Here is a 13185-nt window from a genome sequence, read left to right on the forward strand (position 1 = left end):
TGCCGGGCATTTCTCCCCGTATAGTGACGGGGAGAAAGACGCTATCGCAGATGGTTTCGCAAACTGGCAGCGTTGCGGAATAGTGGTCGACATTGCGTCTATCTCCCTTCTCCCCGTCACTATACGGGGAGAAGGTGCCGGCAGGCGGATGAGGGGCAGCACCGATGCTTCTCGCTAGCTGCGCCTGTTCGGCAACTGCTACCGCGCATGCTTGTCGGCCCTGCGGTTGCCGAGCAGCAGCTTGCGTTCGAGATGCGCCCGTAGCTCGCCGTAGTAAGCCGTCAGGAACGCGCGTGCGTCATGGGCTTGGGGTGCCGCGCCGATCTTGCGTCCGATCGTTTCGGCCACTGTCCGCAGGGCGAAATAGTCATCGCGGCGCAGCACCTCCTCCAGCTTGTGGAGTTCGGCAATCCCGTAGGCATCGAGCTGGGCGTGGCTGAACCGGAAGGCGCCGGCCGCCGGATCCTGTCGTGCCGACAGGTCTTCAAGCAAGGCGCGCTTCGGCGCCTCTACCACCCAGGTCCCCGCCAACAGATCACCGATCCGCATGCGGTCGCGATTGAACAGCGGGAACAAGGCAAACAGCAGCGTCCACACCAGTCCGAACACCGTCGTCAGCGTGTCGGCGAGGTCGGTCCCGCTGCGTCCAACGATGATCGACAGCGGCAGGAACACCTCGATCTCGCGCATCAGGTTGCGGGCGATGACCTGGTCGATCGACAGGCCGTCTCCGCTGCGCGACGCGACCCGGATGCCGACGATCCGCTTGCCGGGCGTAGCCGCGCGCCGGCCCGCTTCGAAGACGATGAAGTAGGCGTTGCGCAGAAAGAAGATCAGGATGATCCAGACGACGAAGAGCGGCTGAAATCCCTCGCTGCCAAGGCCTCCCACCCCGAACAGCGCGACGATCGTGATCACGATTGCCGCCGCGGCGATGAACACGATGTCGAGCAGGAAGGCGGAGGCCCGCGTGCCGGCGTCGGCCAACTTTATCCGGAGATCGACGCCTTCGGGCGTGATCAGCGGCCGTATAGCCGCGAAGGCGGCGCGTTTAACGATCGCCATGCCGCACCGCCCGGAACAGGTAGAAATAACCGATCCACAGCACCAGCATGCCCCCGCCAATGCCGTAGCGCGTGACGTCGCTGGTGATGGTCTGCCTGCCAATGCCCTCGAGCAGCCCGGCAAACAGCAGCATGACCGAGACCCCGACCATGGCGTTCGCGGCGATGCGTCCGGCGCGAGCCGCTGCCGCCATGCGTGTCAATTCGCCGGGAAAGGCGATGCTGGTGCCGATGCGCATGCCTGCCGCGCCGGCCAAAGAGATTGCGAACAATTCGGTGGTGCCGTGGATGGCCAGCCAGCCGCCGAGCTCCATGCCAAGCCCCTTGGACCAATAGACTTGGAACAACGCCCCGATCATGCAGCCGTTGTACAGCATCAGCAGCACCGTCGGCACCGCGAAGGCGAAGCCAAGGGCGAAGGCCAGGATTGCGACCTGGACGTTGTGCGTGAACAGATAGGCGGCAAAGCCTGAGAGAAAGCCATTGTCGCCATCATAAAGCATGCCTCGCAGCAGCTCGGCCGAGGTGTCGGGGCCGCGGCCTCCTGCGAGGCCGGGCGGGATGATCGCGTCGAACCAGCTCTTGTCGGATGCCACCAGCCAGGCGCCTGCACCAATGCCGATCACCATCAGCGCGACCGACGCCAATGTCTCGCGCCACAGATCGCGAATGGCTTCGGGCCAGTCATGCAGGAAGAAATCGGCGAGGCGCTGCCGCAGCCCGCGGCGCGCGCCGTAGAGATAGAAATAACCGCGCAGCGACAGCGCTTCGAGATAGCCGACCAGCGCATTGTCGAGCGATGTCGCGCGCGCCACCGACAGGGAAGACAGCGCCGATCGATAGAGCAGCGGCAGCGACAGCAGCTCCTCTTCGGAAAGCGTCCGCGGCGCACGCTTCTCGACACGCGCCAGCAGCGCCTCGAATGCCTTCCAGTCGGCCTCGCGCTCGCGGCGGAAGCTGGCCAGCGACTGGCGTACCGCGTCGCCGCGCTCCGCATTGCCGCGTACCGGCGCCGTCACAGCAAATCCTCCTGCTTGAACTGCAGATAGCGCTCGACCAGCGCCGGACCGAGCCGGTTGTGGTCGGCTTCGATCACATGCGCCCCAAGCAGGCGCAGCCGGCCGATGACGACCTGCCTTTCGCGCAAGAGCCCTCCGGCAACGACCGCGCGGGCAACATCCTCGCCGGAGCGTGGTGGCAGGTCGGCCAGGCTCTCCAGTTCGGTGTCCTTCATCATCATGAACAGCACGAGATGCCGTTCGGTGAGCCGGCCCACGGTGCGCAGCATCAATTCCGCACTGATCGGATCGACGAAATCGGTGAAGATGATGACCAGCGAGCGGCGGTCGAGCCGCGCCGCCAGCGTCGTCAATGCCAGCGTGAAATTGGTCTCCTCGCTGGAGTAGTCGATCTCGGCGGCCCGTTTCTGGATCATCGCAAAGCTGGCGGGGCCGCGCACCGCGCCGCTCGAAACGCGCGGCCTTGCATCGAAGCCGAACAGGCTGACCATGTCACCGCCCTTCAGCGCGATGAATGCCGACAGCAGGGCGGCCGTCACCGCCCGGTCCACCTTCGGCACCCCGTCGACCGGTTCGCACATCAGGCGTCCGCTGTCGATGGCCAGCACGATGTTGTTGTTCTCCTCGATGCGGAACTCGCGCGCCAACAGCTTGCCGTGGCGGGCGCTGCGCTTCCAGTCGATCATCCGCCGGCCCATGCCCGGCTGGTAGTCCTTGAGCGCGTCGAACTCGCGGCCTTGACCGGCGCGGCGCTGCGCATGGCCTTCGGCAAGCGCCGCATGTTGCAGCAGCGTGATCGCCTCGCCGCGGGCGCTGCTGACGTCGGGCAGCACCGCAACCTTGCTTTCCACCGGCAGCACGACCTGGTTCCAGACCAGCCCGAACGGCCCGCGCCAGCGCACCCAGAGACGGTCGAAGCTGGCGACGCCGCGCCGCAGCGCCTGGAAGCGGAGGTTGAGCGACCCGCCTCCGGCGATTGGCAGCAAGGCGCCGCCGCTGCCGTCCACCGGCGCCAGACGTGCATCGTGGCCGACGCGAGCCTCCGCGGCGCACGGCCCCGAGTGACGGGCGGTGATTTGCACGCTGAACTCGCCGCCGACACCGGCCTGCTGCGGCGCATCGATGCTGGCATTCAGCGATGCCCGTCCGCGTCCGGCCGCGGCATCCACCGCCAGGAAGGCAAGCAGCAGGCAACTCCACAGCAATCCCAGATACCAGAACGACGGCAATGCCAGCGCGACCAGGAAGGCCGGCACCGCGCCGGCCGCAGCTGCCCATACCGCTCGGCCGCTGGGATAGATCAACGTGGTGCTTCCGTCTGGTCGACCAGGTCGGAGACGATCTGCTCGACCAGCCGGCCATCGATCTGTGCGGCAGGCGAAAGGATGACGCGATGACGCAGCGCCGGCACCGCCAGCGCCTTGACATCGTCGGGGATCACATAGGCGCGTCCGTCCAGCGCCGCCCGGGCACGCGCCGCCCGCGCCAGCATGGCGCCGGCGCGCGGACTGGCCCCGACCTCCAGATCGGCATTTTCGCGCGTAGCCCGAACCAGCGCCGCTATGTAGCCGACGACATCGTCGACAAGGGTGACGGAGCCGACGACTTCAAGGGCCTCCTGCAGCGTTTCGCGATCCGTCTGCGCCTCGATGCCATATTGCGCGATGTCGTGCGAGGCGGAGCCGCCGCCATGATGGACGATGATGGCTCGTTCTTCCTCGGGGCCGGGATAGCTGACGCGGTGCTTGAACAGGAAGCGGTCGAGCTGCGCCTCCGGCAGCGGATAGACGCCCTGGTGCTCGATCGGATTCTGGGTCGCGACGACCATGAAATTGCGGCCGAGCGAATGCGTGGTGCCGTCGAAGGTGACCGCATGCTCCTGCATCGCCTCGAGCAGTGCGGCCTGCGTCTTGGGCGGCGTGCGGTTGATTTCGTCGGCAAGCAGGAGATCGCAGAAGATCGGGCCGCGCGTCAGCGTGAACTGCCCGGTCTGGAAGTTGTAGATGTTCGACCCGACGATATCGCCGGGCATCAGGTCCGGCGTGAACTGGATCCGCCCGTAGGCGATCCCAAGCGCCTGGGCGAAGCAGCGCGCGGTCATGGTCTTGGCCGTGCCCGGAGGACCTTCCAGCAGGATATGCCCGCCCGCAAACAAGGCGGTCAGCATCAGGTCGACCGTATCGTGCTGCCCGGTGATCGCCTTGGCCACTTCTTCCCTGATCCGTGTCGCCAGGGCCTTCACATCATCGACGTTCACCGAGCCTCCTTGCCGTCCAGTCATGCAGCCGTTCTGCTGCCTGTTGCATCTGCGTCAGATTCTTCGCCTCGCCGGCCGCTTGCGAGCGCGTCGTGAAGCCGCCGGCTTGCTCCTTATCGCGAGAGTCGAGCCAGTGGTCGAGCGCTTTGCCTTGCAACCCTTGCGGTGCGCCGAGCAGCGCGCCGGCGCGCACCCGCATCAAGGCCGCATAGCGGCCTCCCAGCTCGTCCAGCCGGCCGGCACGCCGCATGAGCATCGCCGTCGTATCGACCAGCGCACGCTTGCCGAAGGCGATCGCGCGCTGGTCGATACGCGGCGGGCCGAACCGGCCAAGGCCATGCAGGAACGCCAGCGCCGCAGCGATCAGGATCGTCAGTGTCAGCGCCAGGAACGGCGGCTCGACCAGAAGCTTGGCGAGGTCATATTTCCGCGCCCCGCCGTGCAGCGTCAGGTCGAACATGACCAGACCCTTGCCAGGCCGCAGCCATTGGATCAGGTCGCGCGCTGCGGCCGCCTTGTCGGCATCTCCAAGCGCGGAATTGTTGATTAGGTCGGGGTCGGTCAGGATGAAAAAGGGTTTGTCTTGGAATTCGACGAGGACGGCCTTGCCGCTGCCTGCCGCAATGATCGGGTGATCGTCGGCAACCCATTGCATGTCTTGCGGCGCGGCGACGAGATGGCCCCGGATCTCGAGTTGCTCGACGGTGCTCCTGCCGACACCGAGCTTGGCCTTGGCGATCCGGCCGAGCCAATTGTTGACTACGGTGTCGGGCAAACGCTCGATTTTCATCTTCCATCCCTCATGCTGCTGGAGGGGCAAGGTCTGCCATTTGGGCAGCACGAAGAGAGTCTCGCGGTCATCGCGAAGCTCAAGAATGCGGTCAAGCGCCTCGGGATCGCTGTCGGGCGAGATGGTGACGATCAGCAGTATATCTCTGGCAAGATCGTCTTCGGTCCGCGCCATCAAGGGCGCTTCGCCGGTGAGCCGCAGCCATTCCGCCAGGCCGGCGTAGCCGACGCCGCTTTTCGACAGCGGCGTGGCGCCGCCATTGCCGGGTTGCCGGAAATCGGGAGCATAGGTGGACAGCAGGAAGAAACCGGCTGCCGCAAGGAGGCTGGCGAAAATCCCCCAAAACAGTGTCTTTCGATTGAACGGCTCCTGTGCCTCGACCGCCGGTGCACTCACGTCCAGGCATCCCGGAAGGCGAAACGTTCATAGGCGCCGCGCGCCTGCCGCCAGCCTTCCGCGCCGACCGGCCGGCGCGCGAACAGCGCCGCCTCGACAATGCGGGCGATCTCGGTAAACGCATGGCGCGCCCTTCCCGGCAGGGAAGGGGCATTGGCGATGTCGCGCGCGGTGAGCGACGGGCGCAGGAAGTCCGGCAGCCGGCCGGCAATATCGGCGACGCTGCGCCGAAGCAAAAGGTGAACCGCCTCGTCATAGTCGCCGCGTGCAGCCAGCGCATCCGCTTGCGACAACAGGATCTGCGCGGCGCCGGCGTCGGGGCGCCAGGCTTCTTCGTCTTCGACTTCGGGTCGAGCGCGCTGCCACGGCAGCCGCCAGGCGATGCCTTTCACCTCAAGGAAGACCAGAAGCAGGATGATTGCGACCCCCGATATCACCGCCCCCCAGAACAGATAGATCATGTAGGGACCGAGCCACGACAAAAAATCCTGCAGCGGCTTCAGCCACTCGGGCGGCTTCGGCGGCACATAGGCCGGCAGGTCGAACTGGATCGACTCATCGGCGATCAGCTGCTTGTGCAGATTGGTCAGCCGTTCGGCTTCCGCTGTGCCTGGCTGTGCCAACGCCACCCTCTCCCCTGCAACCTGTGGTTCCCCAGCCGACACTGGCAATGCGGCAAGACAATTGCAAGTGGACTAGACGTCGACCTCCAATGTTGGCACATTTAATGCGGGGATCACCAGCCGATATGCGGTGATTAAGCGGGGGACGCATCATGGTTTCAACGACATTGGAACGGTCGGACAAGTTTCGCATCGGCAGGGTTTTCAGCAACAGTTTTGCGGTTATCGGCCGCAATCCGGGTCTGTTGGTCGGACTAGCGGCTCTTTTTTCCGCCCTTCCGGCACTGGTGCTTAACCTTTGGAATTACAGCAATTTTGCCAACATCAATATTGCTAGTCCCGAAACTCTGGCTGTTGCCGATCCCTCGGCGATTCTACGCAACTCGTTAATATCGGTGGCTTTTGGCTTGATATATCTTGTGCTGGCTTTGTTGTTTCAATCATCACTGGTGAGGGCGACGATAGAAGACTTGAACGGCAAGCGCCCGGCAATCGGTGACTGCATCCAAATAGCTTTACGCTGCATATTCCCGACGCTTGGGATCGGGCTGGTGGTCTTTTTCGTCATGGTCCTCGGGGTTGTTGCGATTGCCGTCGCAGGGCTGATTATCCCGATCTTCGGGACGATCATCGCGTTCGTGATGCTGCTTGTTCCCGGCATCATGTGGTTGCTTGGTATATCGGTTTCCGTACCCGTGCTGATCCAGGAGCGCCTTGGCGTGTTTGGCTCGATGTCGCGGAGCCGCGCCCTGACGAAGGGCAGCCGCTGGTCACTATTCGGCCTTTTGCTGATTCTGTTCTTGGTGGCGATTGCCTTCCAAATGGCATTCGCTTTGGTGTTTGGATTGGCTTTCGCCCTTACCGGCAGCCTCTCGACCGTTGGCCTGATTGTGGGCGCGATTGGAAGCGCCGTTGTGTCAACGGTCGTGTCGACGGTAATATCGGTTGCCATCGCCGTTAGCTATGTCGAGCTGAGACAAATCAAGGAAGGCACCAGCGTCGAAGACTTGGCGGAAATCTTCTCGTAGCGGCAAGGGATTTGCTGCCTTCATCGCGTCAGGATCGGTCTGGACTGGATAGGTAATATCGTGGCGTCAATAACGCTGGAACAGCCCGACAAATTTCGCATCGGCAGGGTTTTCAACGACAGCTTTGCCGTCATCGGACGCAATCCCGTTCTTTGCCTAGGGCTTGCCTTGATTTTCTCCGCCCTGCCGAGATTCGTATTTGCGCTCTGGTTCAGGAATACCGTTACGAATGTCGAGCATGGCGGCCCGGAATTCTCGGTTCAACGGGTCGCGCTCACGGTGGTTGGCGCGATCGGCTATATTGTCCTCATGTCCTTGCTGGAGGTGGCTTTGACGCGCGCTGCCATCGAGGATTTGAGCGGCAAGCGGCCGTCGATGCGTGATTGCATCGGGACGGCCGTGGCACTCCTGCTGCCGGCAATCGGCATTTCGCTGATTGTCAACATTGGCTTCACAGTCGGCCTCGTGCTGCTCGTCGTTCCGGGATTTTTGTTGTTGGTTCTCTGGGTTGTAGCGATACCGGTTCTGATTCAGGAAAAACTGGGGGTATTCGCGAGTTTGGGCCGCAGCCGCGATCTTTCCAAGGGCAGCCGTTGGTCTCTGCTCAGTCTCTGGTTCCCCCTGTTCGTAGCTTTGGTCGCAACAAATTTCACGGTGGGCCGCGTCCTATCCCACTTAGGCATTCCGCTCGTGTTCTTCCTGGACGCTCTGGCGCGCGCGGTCGAGCAAGTCGTGTTTTCCGTTGCCATCGCCGTCAGCTATGTCGAGCTGCGCCAGGTCAAGGAAGGCACGAGCGTCGAAGACTTGGCGGAAATCTTCTCCTGAGGACGGGTGGAGGCTTTTCACCGGGTGCCATCTCGTGTTGCGCTCGAGCAGCCGAGCTTGTTCATAAAGCCTTTGTCTGCGCCGGTAACGCTGTGGCCAGCCGCTTCGCCCATCCCTCGATGCCGGAGCGGCCGGCCAGCAGGTCCTGCCTGATCTCGATGAGGACCGCGGGAATGCCGCGATCGTCGCCATGGACCGGTATGGCGTAGTCGCCGTCACGGCTGATCACGTAGGGCTCGTTTGCCGCGGCGTTGAGCGCACTGTCGGCGCGCAGGCCGGCAAGCACTGCCTGGCCGAAATCGACTGCTCGGTCGTAAAGCACGCCGGCGTGCCAGGGCCGCGCAATGCCGAGGAAGACCGGCGTGAAGGAGTGGATCGTTGCGATCCGCGTCGGTCTGCCCTGCTTCGACCGGTCGTCGAGATGGGCGGCCACGCGGTCATGAAACGGCGCGAACATGATTTCGGCACGCCGGCTTCGCTCCTCCGGATCGAGGCCGACATTGCCGGGGATGCCGGTGTCCTCGGATTGCACCGGAATGCTGCCGCTGGAACCAAGCGGCCGGTTGAGATCGATCAAAAGCCGCGAATAGGAGCTGAGGAAAGCCGGAGCATCGAGCAGCTTCGACAGAGCGCGGGTCACTGCGGCGGCGCCGATATCCCAGGCGATATGGCGCTGCAAATGGCGGCTGTCGAGACCGAGACGCGCATACTCGGCCGGGATATGATTGGACGCATGCTCGCATATCAGAACGATATCGGAACGCCCCGTTTCGTTGATTGCGTCGACCGCGGGTGGCCAACCTTCCGGTAGGATGGCGTTGGCAAGCGGCTCGGCCATCAATACAGCGTCCGGTAGAGATCGCAGACCGCCACTGGGTCGAGACCGGCGAGGCGCTCGGTCTCATGCCGCTTGAGGCCGACAAAGGTCTCGACGAACACCGGCGCGAACCATCCGGTGACGGTCTTGTCGGCGACGAGCGCGTCGAGTGCCATCGGCAGCGTTTCCGGCAGCCGCACGAGGCCAAGCTTCTTGCGCTCGGCAACGCTCATCTGTATCGGGTCGCCCGAGACCAGCGGCGGCGCCGGCAGCTTGGCTTTCAGCCCCTCCAGCCCGGCGCGCACGATCGCCGCCAGCGACAAATAGGGATTGCCGGTGGCGTCGGCCGCCCGGTATTCGATGTTGTACTGCCGCGCCGGATCGCGCCCGCCGATCGTCACCGTCGGGCAGATGCGCAGGCTCGCCTCGCGGTCGCGATCGGCAAGCCAGGTGTAGGACGAGCTCCAGCTATGCGGCTTCAGCCGGTAGTAGGACGACACACTCGCCGCCGTCATGGCGGTGATCGCGGGCAGGTGGCGCAGCACACCGGCACAGAACGAAGCGGCACGGCTGGAAAGGCCGCCAGGCTGGGCCGGGTCGTAGGTCGCCGGCTTGCCGGCCTCGTCGACGAAACTGAAATGGATGTGGACGCCGTTGCCGACGGCATCCGGAGCGATCTTGGGCGCGAAGCTCGCCCGCCAGCCGGCGCATCGCGCGACTTCGCGCGTGATCTCGCGGATGGCGACGGCGCGATCGGCCGCGGCAAGCGCATCGGCCGGCTCGCACGTCACCTCGAACTGGTCGGTGCCGAATTCGGCGATCACCACTTCGGGCGCGACGCCGGCTTCCGCTAGCGCCGCCATCAGATTGGCGGCAAACGGGTCGGCGCGGCGCAGTGCGGCCAACGACATCGAATGAGCCGGTGTGAACTCGCCCTCGATATGGAATTCATGCTCGAAGGCGGCGATGACGGAAAGCCCGGCCGCTGTCTTCAACTCCGCCAGCGCATCCTTGAGCATGGTCCGCGTACAGCCGACCCACGGGCTGCCGTCGAGTTCGACGATGTTGCCGGCGACCATGTCGAAAGGCGTCGCCGATCCGGTCAGCGCCGTGCGGAACCGCGCGTTGAGATCGGGAACGAGCCGCACATCGCCTGACGAGCCCCACGGATTGGGATCGACGATCGAGTTGAACGGCGTCAGCGACAGGTTGGCCTGCAGCCAGCCGACGCCGGTCGCGGCGATCTTCTGTAGCTTGCTTTCGACGACCGAGCGGCCGCGCGTGATCGCCGAAAGATCGGTGGTGACGACGGCAACCAGCGGTTCGACGGTCGATGTCATGCAGCTTTTCCCAAGGCTTCGAAACGGCCCGTAACGGTGGCGGTATCAGTGACCCAGCAATAGCCACCGAAAGCCTCGAGCGCGCCGTCATGACGCTCCTGCGAGGCGGCGGCGCAGGCATCCGATACGCAGGTGACGAGATAGCCGCGATCGGCGGCATCGCGCACCGCCATGTCGACGCACTGGTCGGTCATGATGCCGGCGACGATCAGATAACGCACTCCGAGGTTTTTCAAGACATAGTCGATGTTGGTCGAGTTGAAGACGCCCGACGATGTCTTCGGCAGCATGATCTCGTCGCCGACCGGCGCCAGCGACGGCACCGGCAGGCCTTCCGGCCGGCTCGGCGCGATATGGATCGGCGTCAGCTTGTGGTCGAGCGAGCAGTCGCGGCCGTCTTCGGTCAGGCTCTGGATGATCGTGTGGATCACCTCGACGCCGTTGGCCCGCGCCGCCGCCAGCAGGCGCTCCTGGTTGGGGATCGTTTGCGACGCCGTCTGCCGGTAGAAATAGTGATCGGGACCGCGCTCCGGATGCGCCGGATCAGCACCCGGCTCCAGCCAGACCCGTTGCATGTCGACCAGCAGCAGCGCGGTTTCGCCGGCCCGGAACGGCTCGTTTCGTTTCGGCAATGATGGCGTCATGCTTGGGTCCTGCTTCGCTGATCACGTCTGGCTGATTTAGCTGATTTTGGTCCGCGCGTCCTGCGTGGTGGACGCACTTATTGGGATATTCGAAGTCACTAATTTAAGATAAGCTTTGTTTTCGGGCGTGGAGACGGGGGGTCTCTGTCATGATCGATTCAGACGTGTTCGACTTTGTCGAACGCTGCAGGAAGCACACAGCCACCGGGCCGCTGCTGGGCGACTTGCTCGAAACCGTGCGAAATCTCGGCTTCGAGCACCTTATCCTGAGCGGTGTGCCGCTTGGCGGGCAGAAGCTTGCACCGATGGTCGAACTGAATGGCTGGCCGGCCGGCTGGTTCGAGCGCTATGTCGAGGCCGAGCATGCCGCCGTCGACGGCGTTTGCGTTTACTCGGCAAAGACCTTGAAGCCGTTCCTCTGGTCCGAAGTCCCGGCAAAGTGGTCGGATACGGAGGGCTCACGACGCGTTGCCGGCGAGGCGACGGAGTTCGGCATCTGTAGCGGCTTCGCCGTACCGATGCTTAGCGTTCACCATTGGCAATCCGTGCTGTCGTTTGCCTCTTCCGCGAAGGCCTGCACCCTGTCGCCGCGCCATCAGGTGCAACTGGTGACGATGGCGGTCTACGCGGGCATGTCGATCCAGGCCTTGGCCAATGACGATGACGACCATGAGGGCGTGCTGACCGACCGCGAAAAAGAGGTGCTCTTGTGGGCCGCGGCCGGCAAGACCTCATCGGAAACCTCGCAGATCCTCGGCCTGACCGAGCGTACGGTCAAATGGCACTCGACACGGGCTCGCGAGGCTTTTGGCGTCGCAACGACCACGCAAGCGGTCGTCGAGGCGGTGCGCCGGCGCCTAATCCATCCCTAAACGCGTCAACTGTCCCATCGGACAGGTGACGTATATTAGCGCGACTGCGAGTATCCCTGCGAGAACGATCGGGGGATCGCGCCATGATAACGGCCCACGTAGTCAATGCGCATAACAAGCATCTTTACGAAAACGAATTCGACGAGTTTCTGCGCCGGCGGCACGATTTCTTCGTGCATCAAAAACGCTGGCGCCCTCCGAGCCCGGATGGTCGCGAGCTGGATCAATTCGATACAGACGCGGCGACATACCTGCTAGGCATTGAAGACGATCGCGTAGTGACTTCGGCTCGATTGATCCCAACGAGCGAGCCGCATATGGTCTCGGAGGTTTTTTCTCACATGTGCGAAAAATCGGGCGCACTGCTGGACTGAGGGGCACGCTGACGCAGCTGTGCTGCGCGGTGATGGAATACGCTCTCGACGAAGGCCTCAGCGCCGTCGGCGGCATCCAGGAAACCTACTTCATGCCGCACCACGGCGCCCTCAAATGGCGCGCCGAGCCGATGGGCATGGCCAGGGAAGAAAACGGCGAATGGTACATCGTCGCCTATATCGAGGTGAATGAGGCGGCGCTGGCGAGCGTGCGGAAGATACTTGGGATTGAGCAGAGTTTGCTGGTTCGGCGGGGGGCACAACTGCCGTTCTTGGAAAGCAACAACAAGCAATACGCATCTGCATTGTATAAGTAAGAAAAATCGGGGAAAGACCAAAGTGCAAAATTTTGCATTACGGATTGCTGCGCTCGGCTTCGTCGGGGTCTCGGAGCTTTCGCTGGTCGCTTGTAGTTCAAAGCAATTCGCTGAAGTCCCGAAGTCGACGCCTGTCGTTCCGCTGTCCGGCGTTATCAACACATTGAAATGCGGCATCTCGAATGCTTTGGCGAGCGACACCCAGGGACGAAGTGGGCTGCTGGAGTCAGTTGCCGTCGTAGGCCTGAATGTGAATATCGTCGAAGGAACCACGCTCTCCGGTCATGTATCGGCGGGAATCCCGATTTCTGTAGGAAGCGTATCGCCAAGCCTGACGGCCTCTAGAGAGGCCACACTCACCAACAACAGCACGATCGACTTCGGCATCATCCTCAGTGGCTATAATGAACTGGCATGCCAGACCGTGGGTGGCGAATATCAAGATGCCGGGTTCTCCCTCTGGCTTGGCCAAGTGGTACGTGAAGTGAACGTGGCTGTTGCCGGCGCGCCCTACGCCTTCATTCAGAAATATACCTATGACAGCAACTTCGTGGTCAAAAAGAGTGCGAAGGCTGGAGTGGATTTCGAAATAGTCCCGGTGAAGCTCGGTGGATCGATCGACAGCTCGCGCAGTGACGTACAGCATATAAATATAACTATCCAGGCGGTCAGTTTCGACGGAAAAAAGAAGAATCCTAGAGGCAAGATATTCGATGTTCCGCCAGCCCGGCCTGTTCACACGAAAATCAAAGGACTAGATGCTGGTTCGTAGAGGAGGTGCGTGATGCTTAGCAGGCGAAATTTCTTGGCGTTTACGGC

At 62.9% G+C, this 13185-nt stretch carries 15 protein-coding genes; 6 read left to right on the top strand and 9 right to left on the bottom strand.

Going from position 1 to position 13185, the window contains the following annotated elements; all coding sequences use genetic code 11:
• Positions 1 to 198: 198 nt before the first annotated feature.
• From NKH59_RS04875 to NKH59_RS04900, 6 genes are all read right to left on the bottom strand, one after another.
• Positions 199 to 987 carry an RDD family protein gene (locus tag NKH59_RS04875; protein WP_352872814.1) on the bottom strand — a complete coding sequence of 263 codons (789 nt, stop codon included), beginning with the start codon at positions 985 to 987 and terminating at the stop codon, positions 199 to 201.
• Between the two features lie 64 nt (positions 988 to 1051).
• Positions 1052 to 2083, bottom strand: a complete 1032-nt coding sequence (locus tag NKH59_RS04880) for a stage II sporulation protein M (protein WP_352473664.1) — start codon at positions 2081 to 2083, stop codon at positions 1052 to 1054.
• Complete coding sequence (locus NKH59_RS04885; protein ID WP_352614160.1) at positions 2080 to 3387, bottom strand: DUF58 domain-containing protein; 1308 nt, start codon at positions 3385 to 3387, stop codon at positions 2080 to 2082. Before NKH59_RS04885 ends, NKH59_RS04880 begins: the two co-directional genes overlap by 4 nt.
• Positions 3384 to 4340, bottom strand: a complete 957-nt coding sequence (locus NKH59_RS04890) for an AAA family ATPase (protein ID WP_352449246.1) — start codon at positions 4338 to 4340, stop codon at positions 3384 to 3386. Before NKH59_RS04890 ends, NKH59_RS04885 begins: the two co-directional genes overlap by 4 nt.
• Entirely contained in the window at positions 4327 to 5526 is a 1200-nt protein-coding gene (locus NKH59_RS04895; RefSeq protein ID WP_352682106.1) for a DUF4350 domain-containing protein, read from the bottom strand. The genes NKH59_RS04890 and NKH59_RS04895 overlap by 14 nt, the downstream gene beginning before the upstream one ends.
• The gene (locus NKH59_RS04900; RefSeq protein WP_352823411.1) at positions 5523 to 6155 is read right to left on the bottom strand and encodes a DUF4129 domain-containing protein; all 633 of its coding nucleotides are present in this window, start codon (positions 6153 to 6155) and stop codon (positions 5523 to 5525) included. Before NKH59_RS04900 ends, NKH59_RS04895 begins: the two co-directional genes overlap by 4 nt.
• A 146-nt stretch (positions 6156 to 6301) precedes the next feature.
• On the opposite strand from NKH59_RS04900, the gene NKH59_RS04905 reads away from it, so the two are divergent.
• Together NKH59_RS04905 and NKH59_RS04910 are read left to right on the top strand one after the other, a co-directional pair.
• Complete coding sequence (locus NKH59_RS04905) at positions 6302 to 7177, top strand: DUF7847 domain-containing protein (RefSeq protein WP_352501475.1); 876 nt, start codon at positions 6302 to 6304, stop codon at positions 7175 to 7177.
• A gap of 60 nt (positions 7178 to 7237) precedes the next feature.
• Positions 7238 to 8002 (top strand): hypothetical protein, encoded by a 765-nt coding sequence (locus tag NKH59_RS04910; protein ID WP_353021139.1) that lies wholly within the window; start codon positions 7238 to 7240, stop codon positions 8000 to 8002.
• A gap of 61 nt (positions 8003 to 8063) precedes the next feature.
• On the opposite strand, the gene NKH59_RS04915 is transcribed toward NKH59_RS04910, so the two are convergent.
• The 3 genes from NKH59_RS04915 to NKH59_RS04925 are packed head-to-tail and all read right to left on the bottom strand — an operon-like array spanning position 8064 to position 10803.
• Entirely contained in the window at positions 8064 to 8840 is a 777-nt protein-coding gene (locus NKH59_RS04915; protein WP_353021141.1) for an N-formylglutamate amidohydrolase, read from the bottom strand.
• Positions 8840 to 10159 carry a type I glutamate--ammonia ligase gene (locus NKH59_RS04920; protein ID WP_352836448.1) on the bottom strand — a complete coding sequence of 440 codons (1320 nt, stop codon included), beginning with the start codon at positions 10157 to 10159 and terminating at the stop codon, positions 8840 to 8842. Before NKH59_RS04920 ends, NKH59_RS04915 begins: the two co-directional genes overlap by 1 nt.
• On the bottom strand, positions 10156 to 10803 hold the full coding sequence (locus NKH59_RS04925) for a cysteine hydrolase family protein (protein ID WP_352501479.1): 648 nt from the start codon (positions 10801 to 10803) through the stop codon (positions 10156 to 10158). Before NKH59_RS04925 ends, NKH59_RS04920 begins: the two co-directional genes overlap by 4 nt.
• A 149-nt stretch (positions 10804 to 10952) precedes the next feature.
• Here NKH59_RS04925 and NKH59_RS04930 point away from each other — a divergent pair, with 149 nt between their 5' ends.
• The 4 genes from NKH59_RS04930 to NKH59_RS04945 all read left to right on the top strand — a co-directional run bounded on the left by NKH59_RS04930 (position 10953) and on the right by NKH59_RS04945 (position 13138).
• On the top strand, positions 10953 to 11675 hold the full coding sequence (locus tag NKH59_RS04930) for a LuxR family transcriptional regulator (protein ID WP_352681687.1): 723 nt from the start codon (positions 10953 to 10955) through the stop codon (positions 11673 to 11675).
• An 83-nt stretch (positions 11676 to 11758) separates the two neighbouring features.
• Positions 11759 to 12049, top strand: a complete 291-nt coding sequence (locus tag NKH59_RS04935) for an acyl-homoserine-lactone synthase (protein WP_353021144.1) — start codon at positions 11759 to 11761, stop codon at positions 12047 to 12049.
• A gap of 32 nt (positions 12050 to 12081) precedes the next feature.
• Positions 12082 to 12366, top strand: coding sequence for a hypothetical protein (locus tag NKH59_RS04940; RefSeq protein WP_353021147.1), 285 nt, complete (start codon positions 12082 to 12084; stop codon positions 12364 to 12366).
• Positions 12367 to 12388: 22 nt separating this feature from the next.
• The gene (locus NKH59_RS04945) at positions 12389 to 13138 is read left to right on the top strand and encodes a hypothetical protein (RefSeq protein WP_352542378.1); all 750 of its coding nucleotides are present in this window, start codon (positions 12389 to 12391) and stop codon (positions 13136 to 13138) included.
• The last annotated feature ends 47 nt before the right edge of the window (positions 13139 to 13185 follow it).

This window comes from Mesorhizobium sp. M0998, from assembly GCF_040318885.1.
Lineage (GTDB): Bacteria > Pseudomonadota > Alphaproteobacteria > Rhizobiales > Rhizobiaceae > Mesorhizobium.

Coding starts and splice junctions, on each gene's coding strand:
- NKH59_RS04905 (WP_352501475.1), top strand. CDS start 6,302: ATGGTTTCAACGACATTGGAACGGTCGGACAAGTTTCGCATCGGCAGG.
- NKH59_RS04930 (WP_352681687.1), top strand. CDS start 10,953: ATGATCGATTCAGACGTGTTCGACTTTGTCGAACGCTGCAGGAAGCAC.
- NKH59_RS04915 (WP_353021141.1), bottom strand. CDS start 8,840: ATGGCCGAGCCGCTTGCCAACGCCATCCTACCGGAAGGTTGGCCACCC.
- NKH59_RS04935 (WP_353021144.1), top strand. CDS start 11,759: ATGATAACGGCCCACGTAGTCAATGCGCATAACAAGCATCTTTACGAA.
- NKH59_RS04940 (WP_353021147.1), top strand. CDS start 12,082: ATGGAATACGCTCTCGACGAAGGCCTCAGCGCCGTCGGCGGCATCCAG.
- NKH59_RS04925 (WP_352501479.1), bottom strand. CDS start 10,803: ATGACGCCATCATTGCCGAAACGAAACGAGCCGTTCCGGGCCGGCGAA.
- NKH59_RS04920 (WP_352836448.1), bottom strand. CDS start 10,159: ATGACATCGACCGTCGAACCGCTGGTTGCCGTCGTCACCACCGATCTT.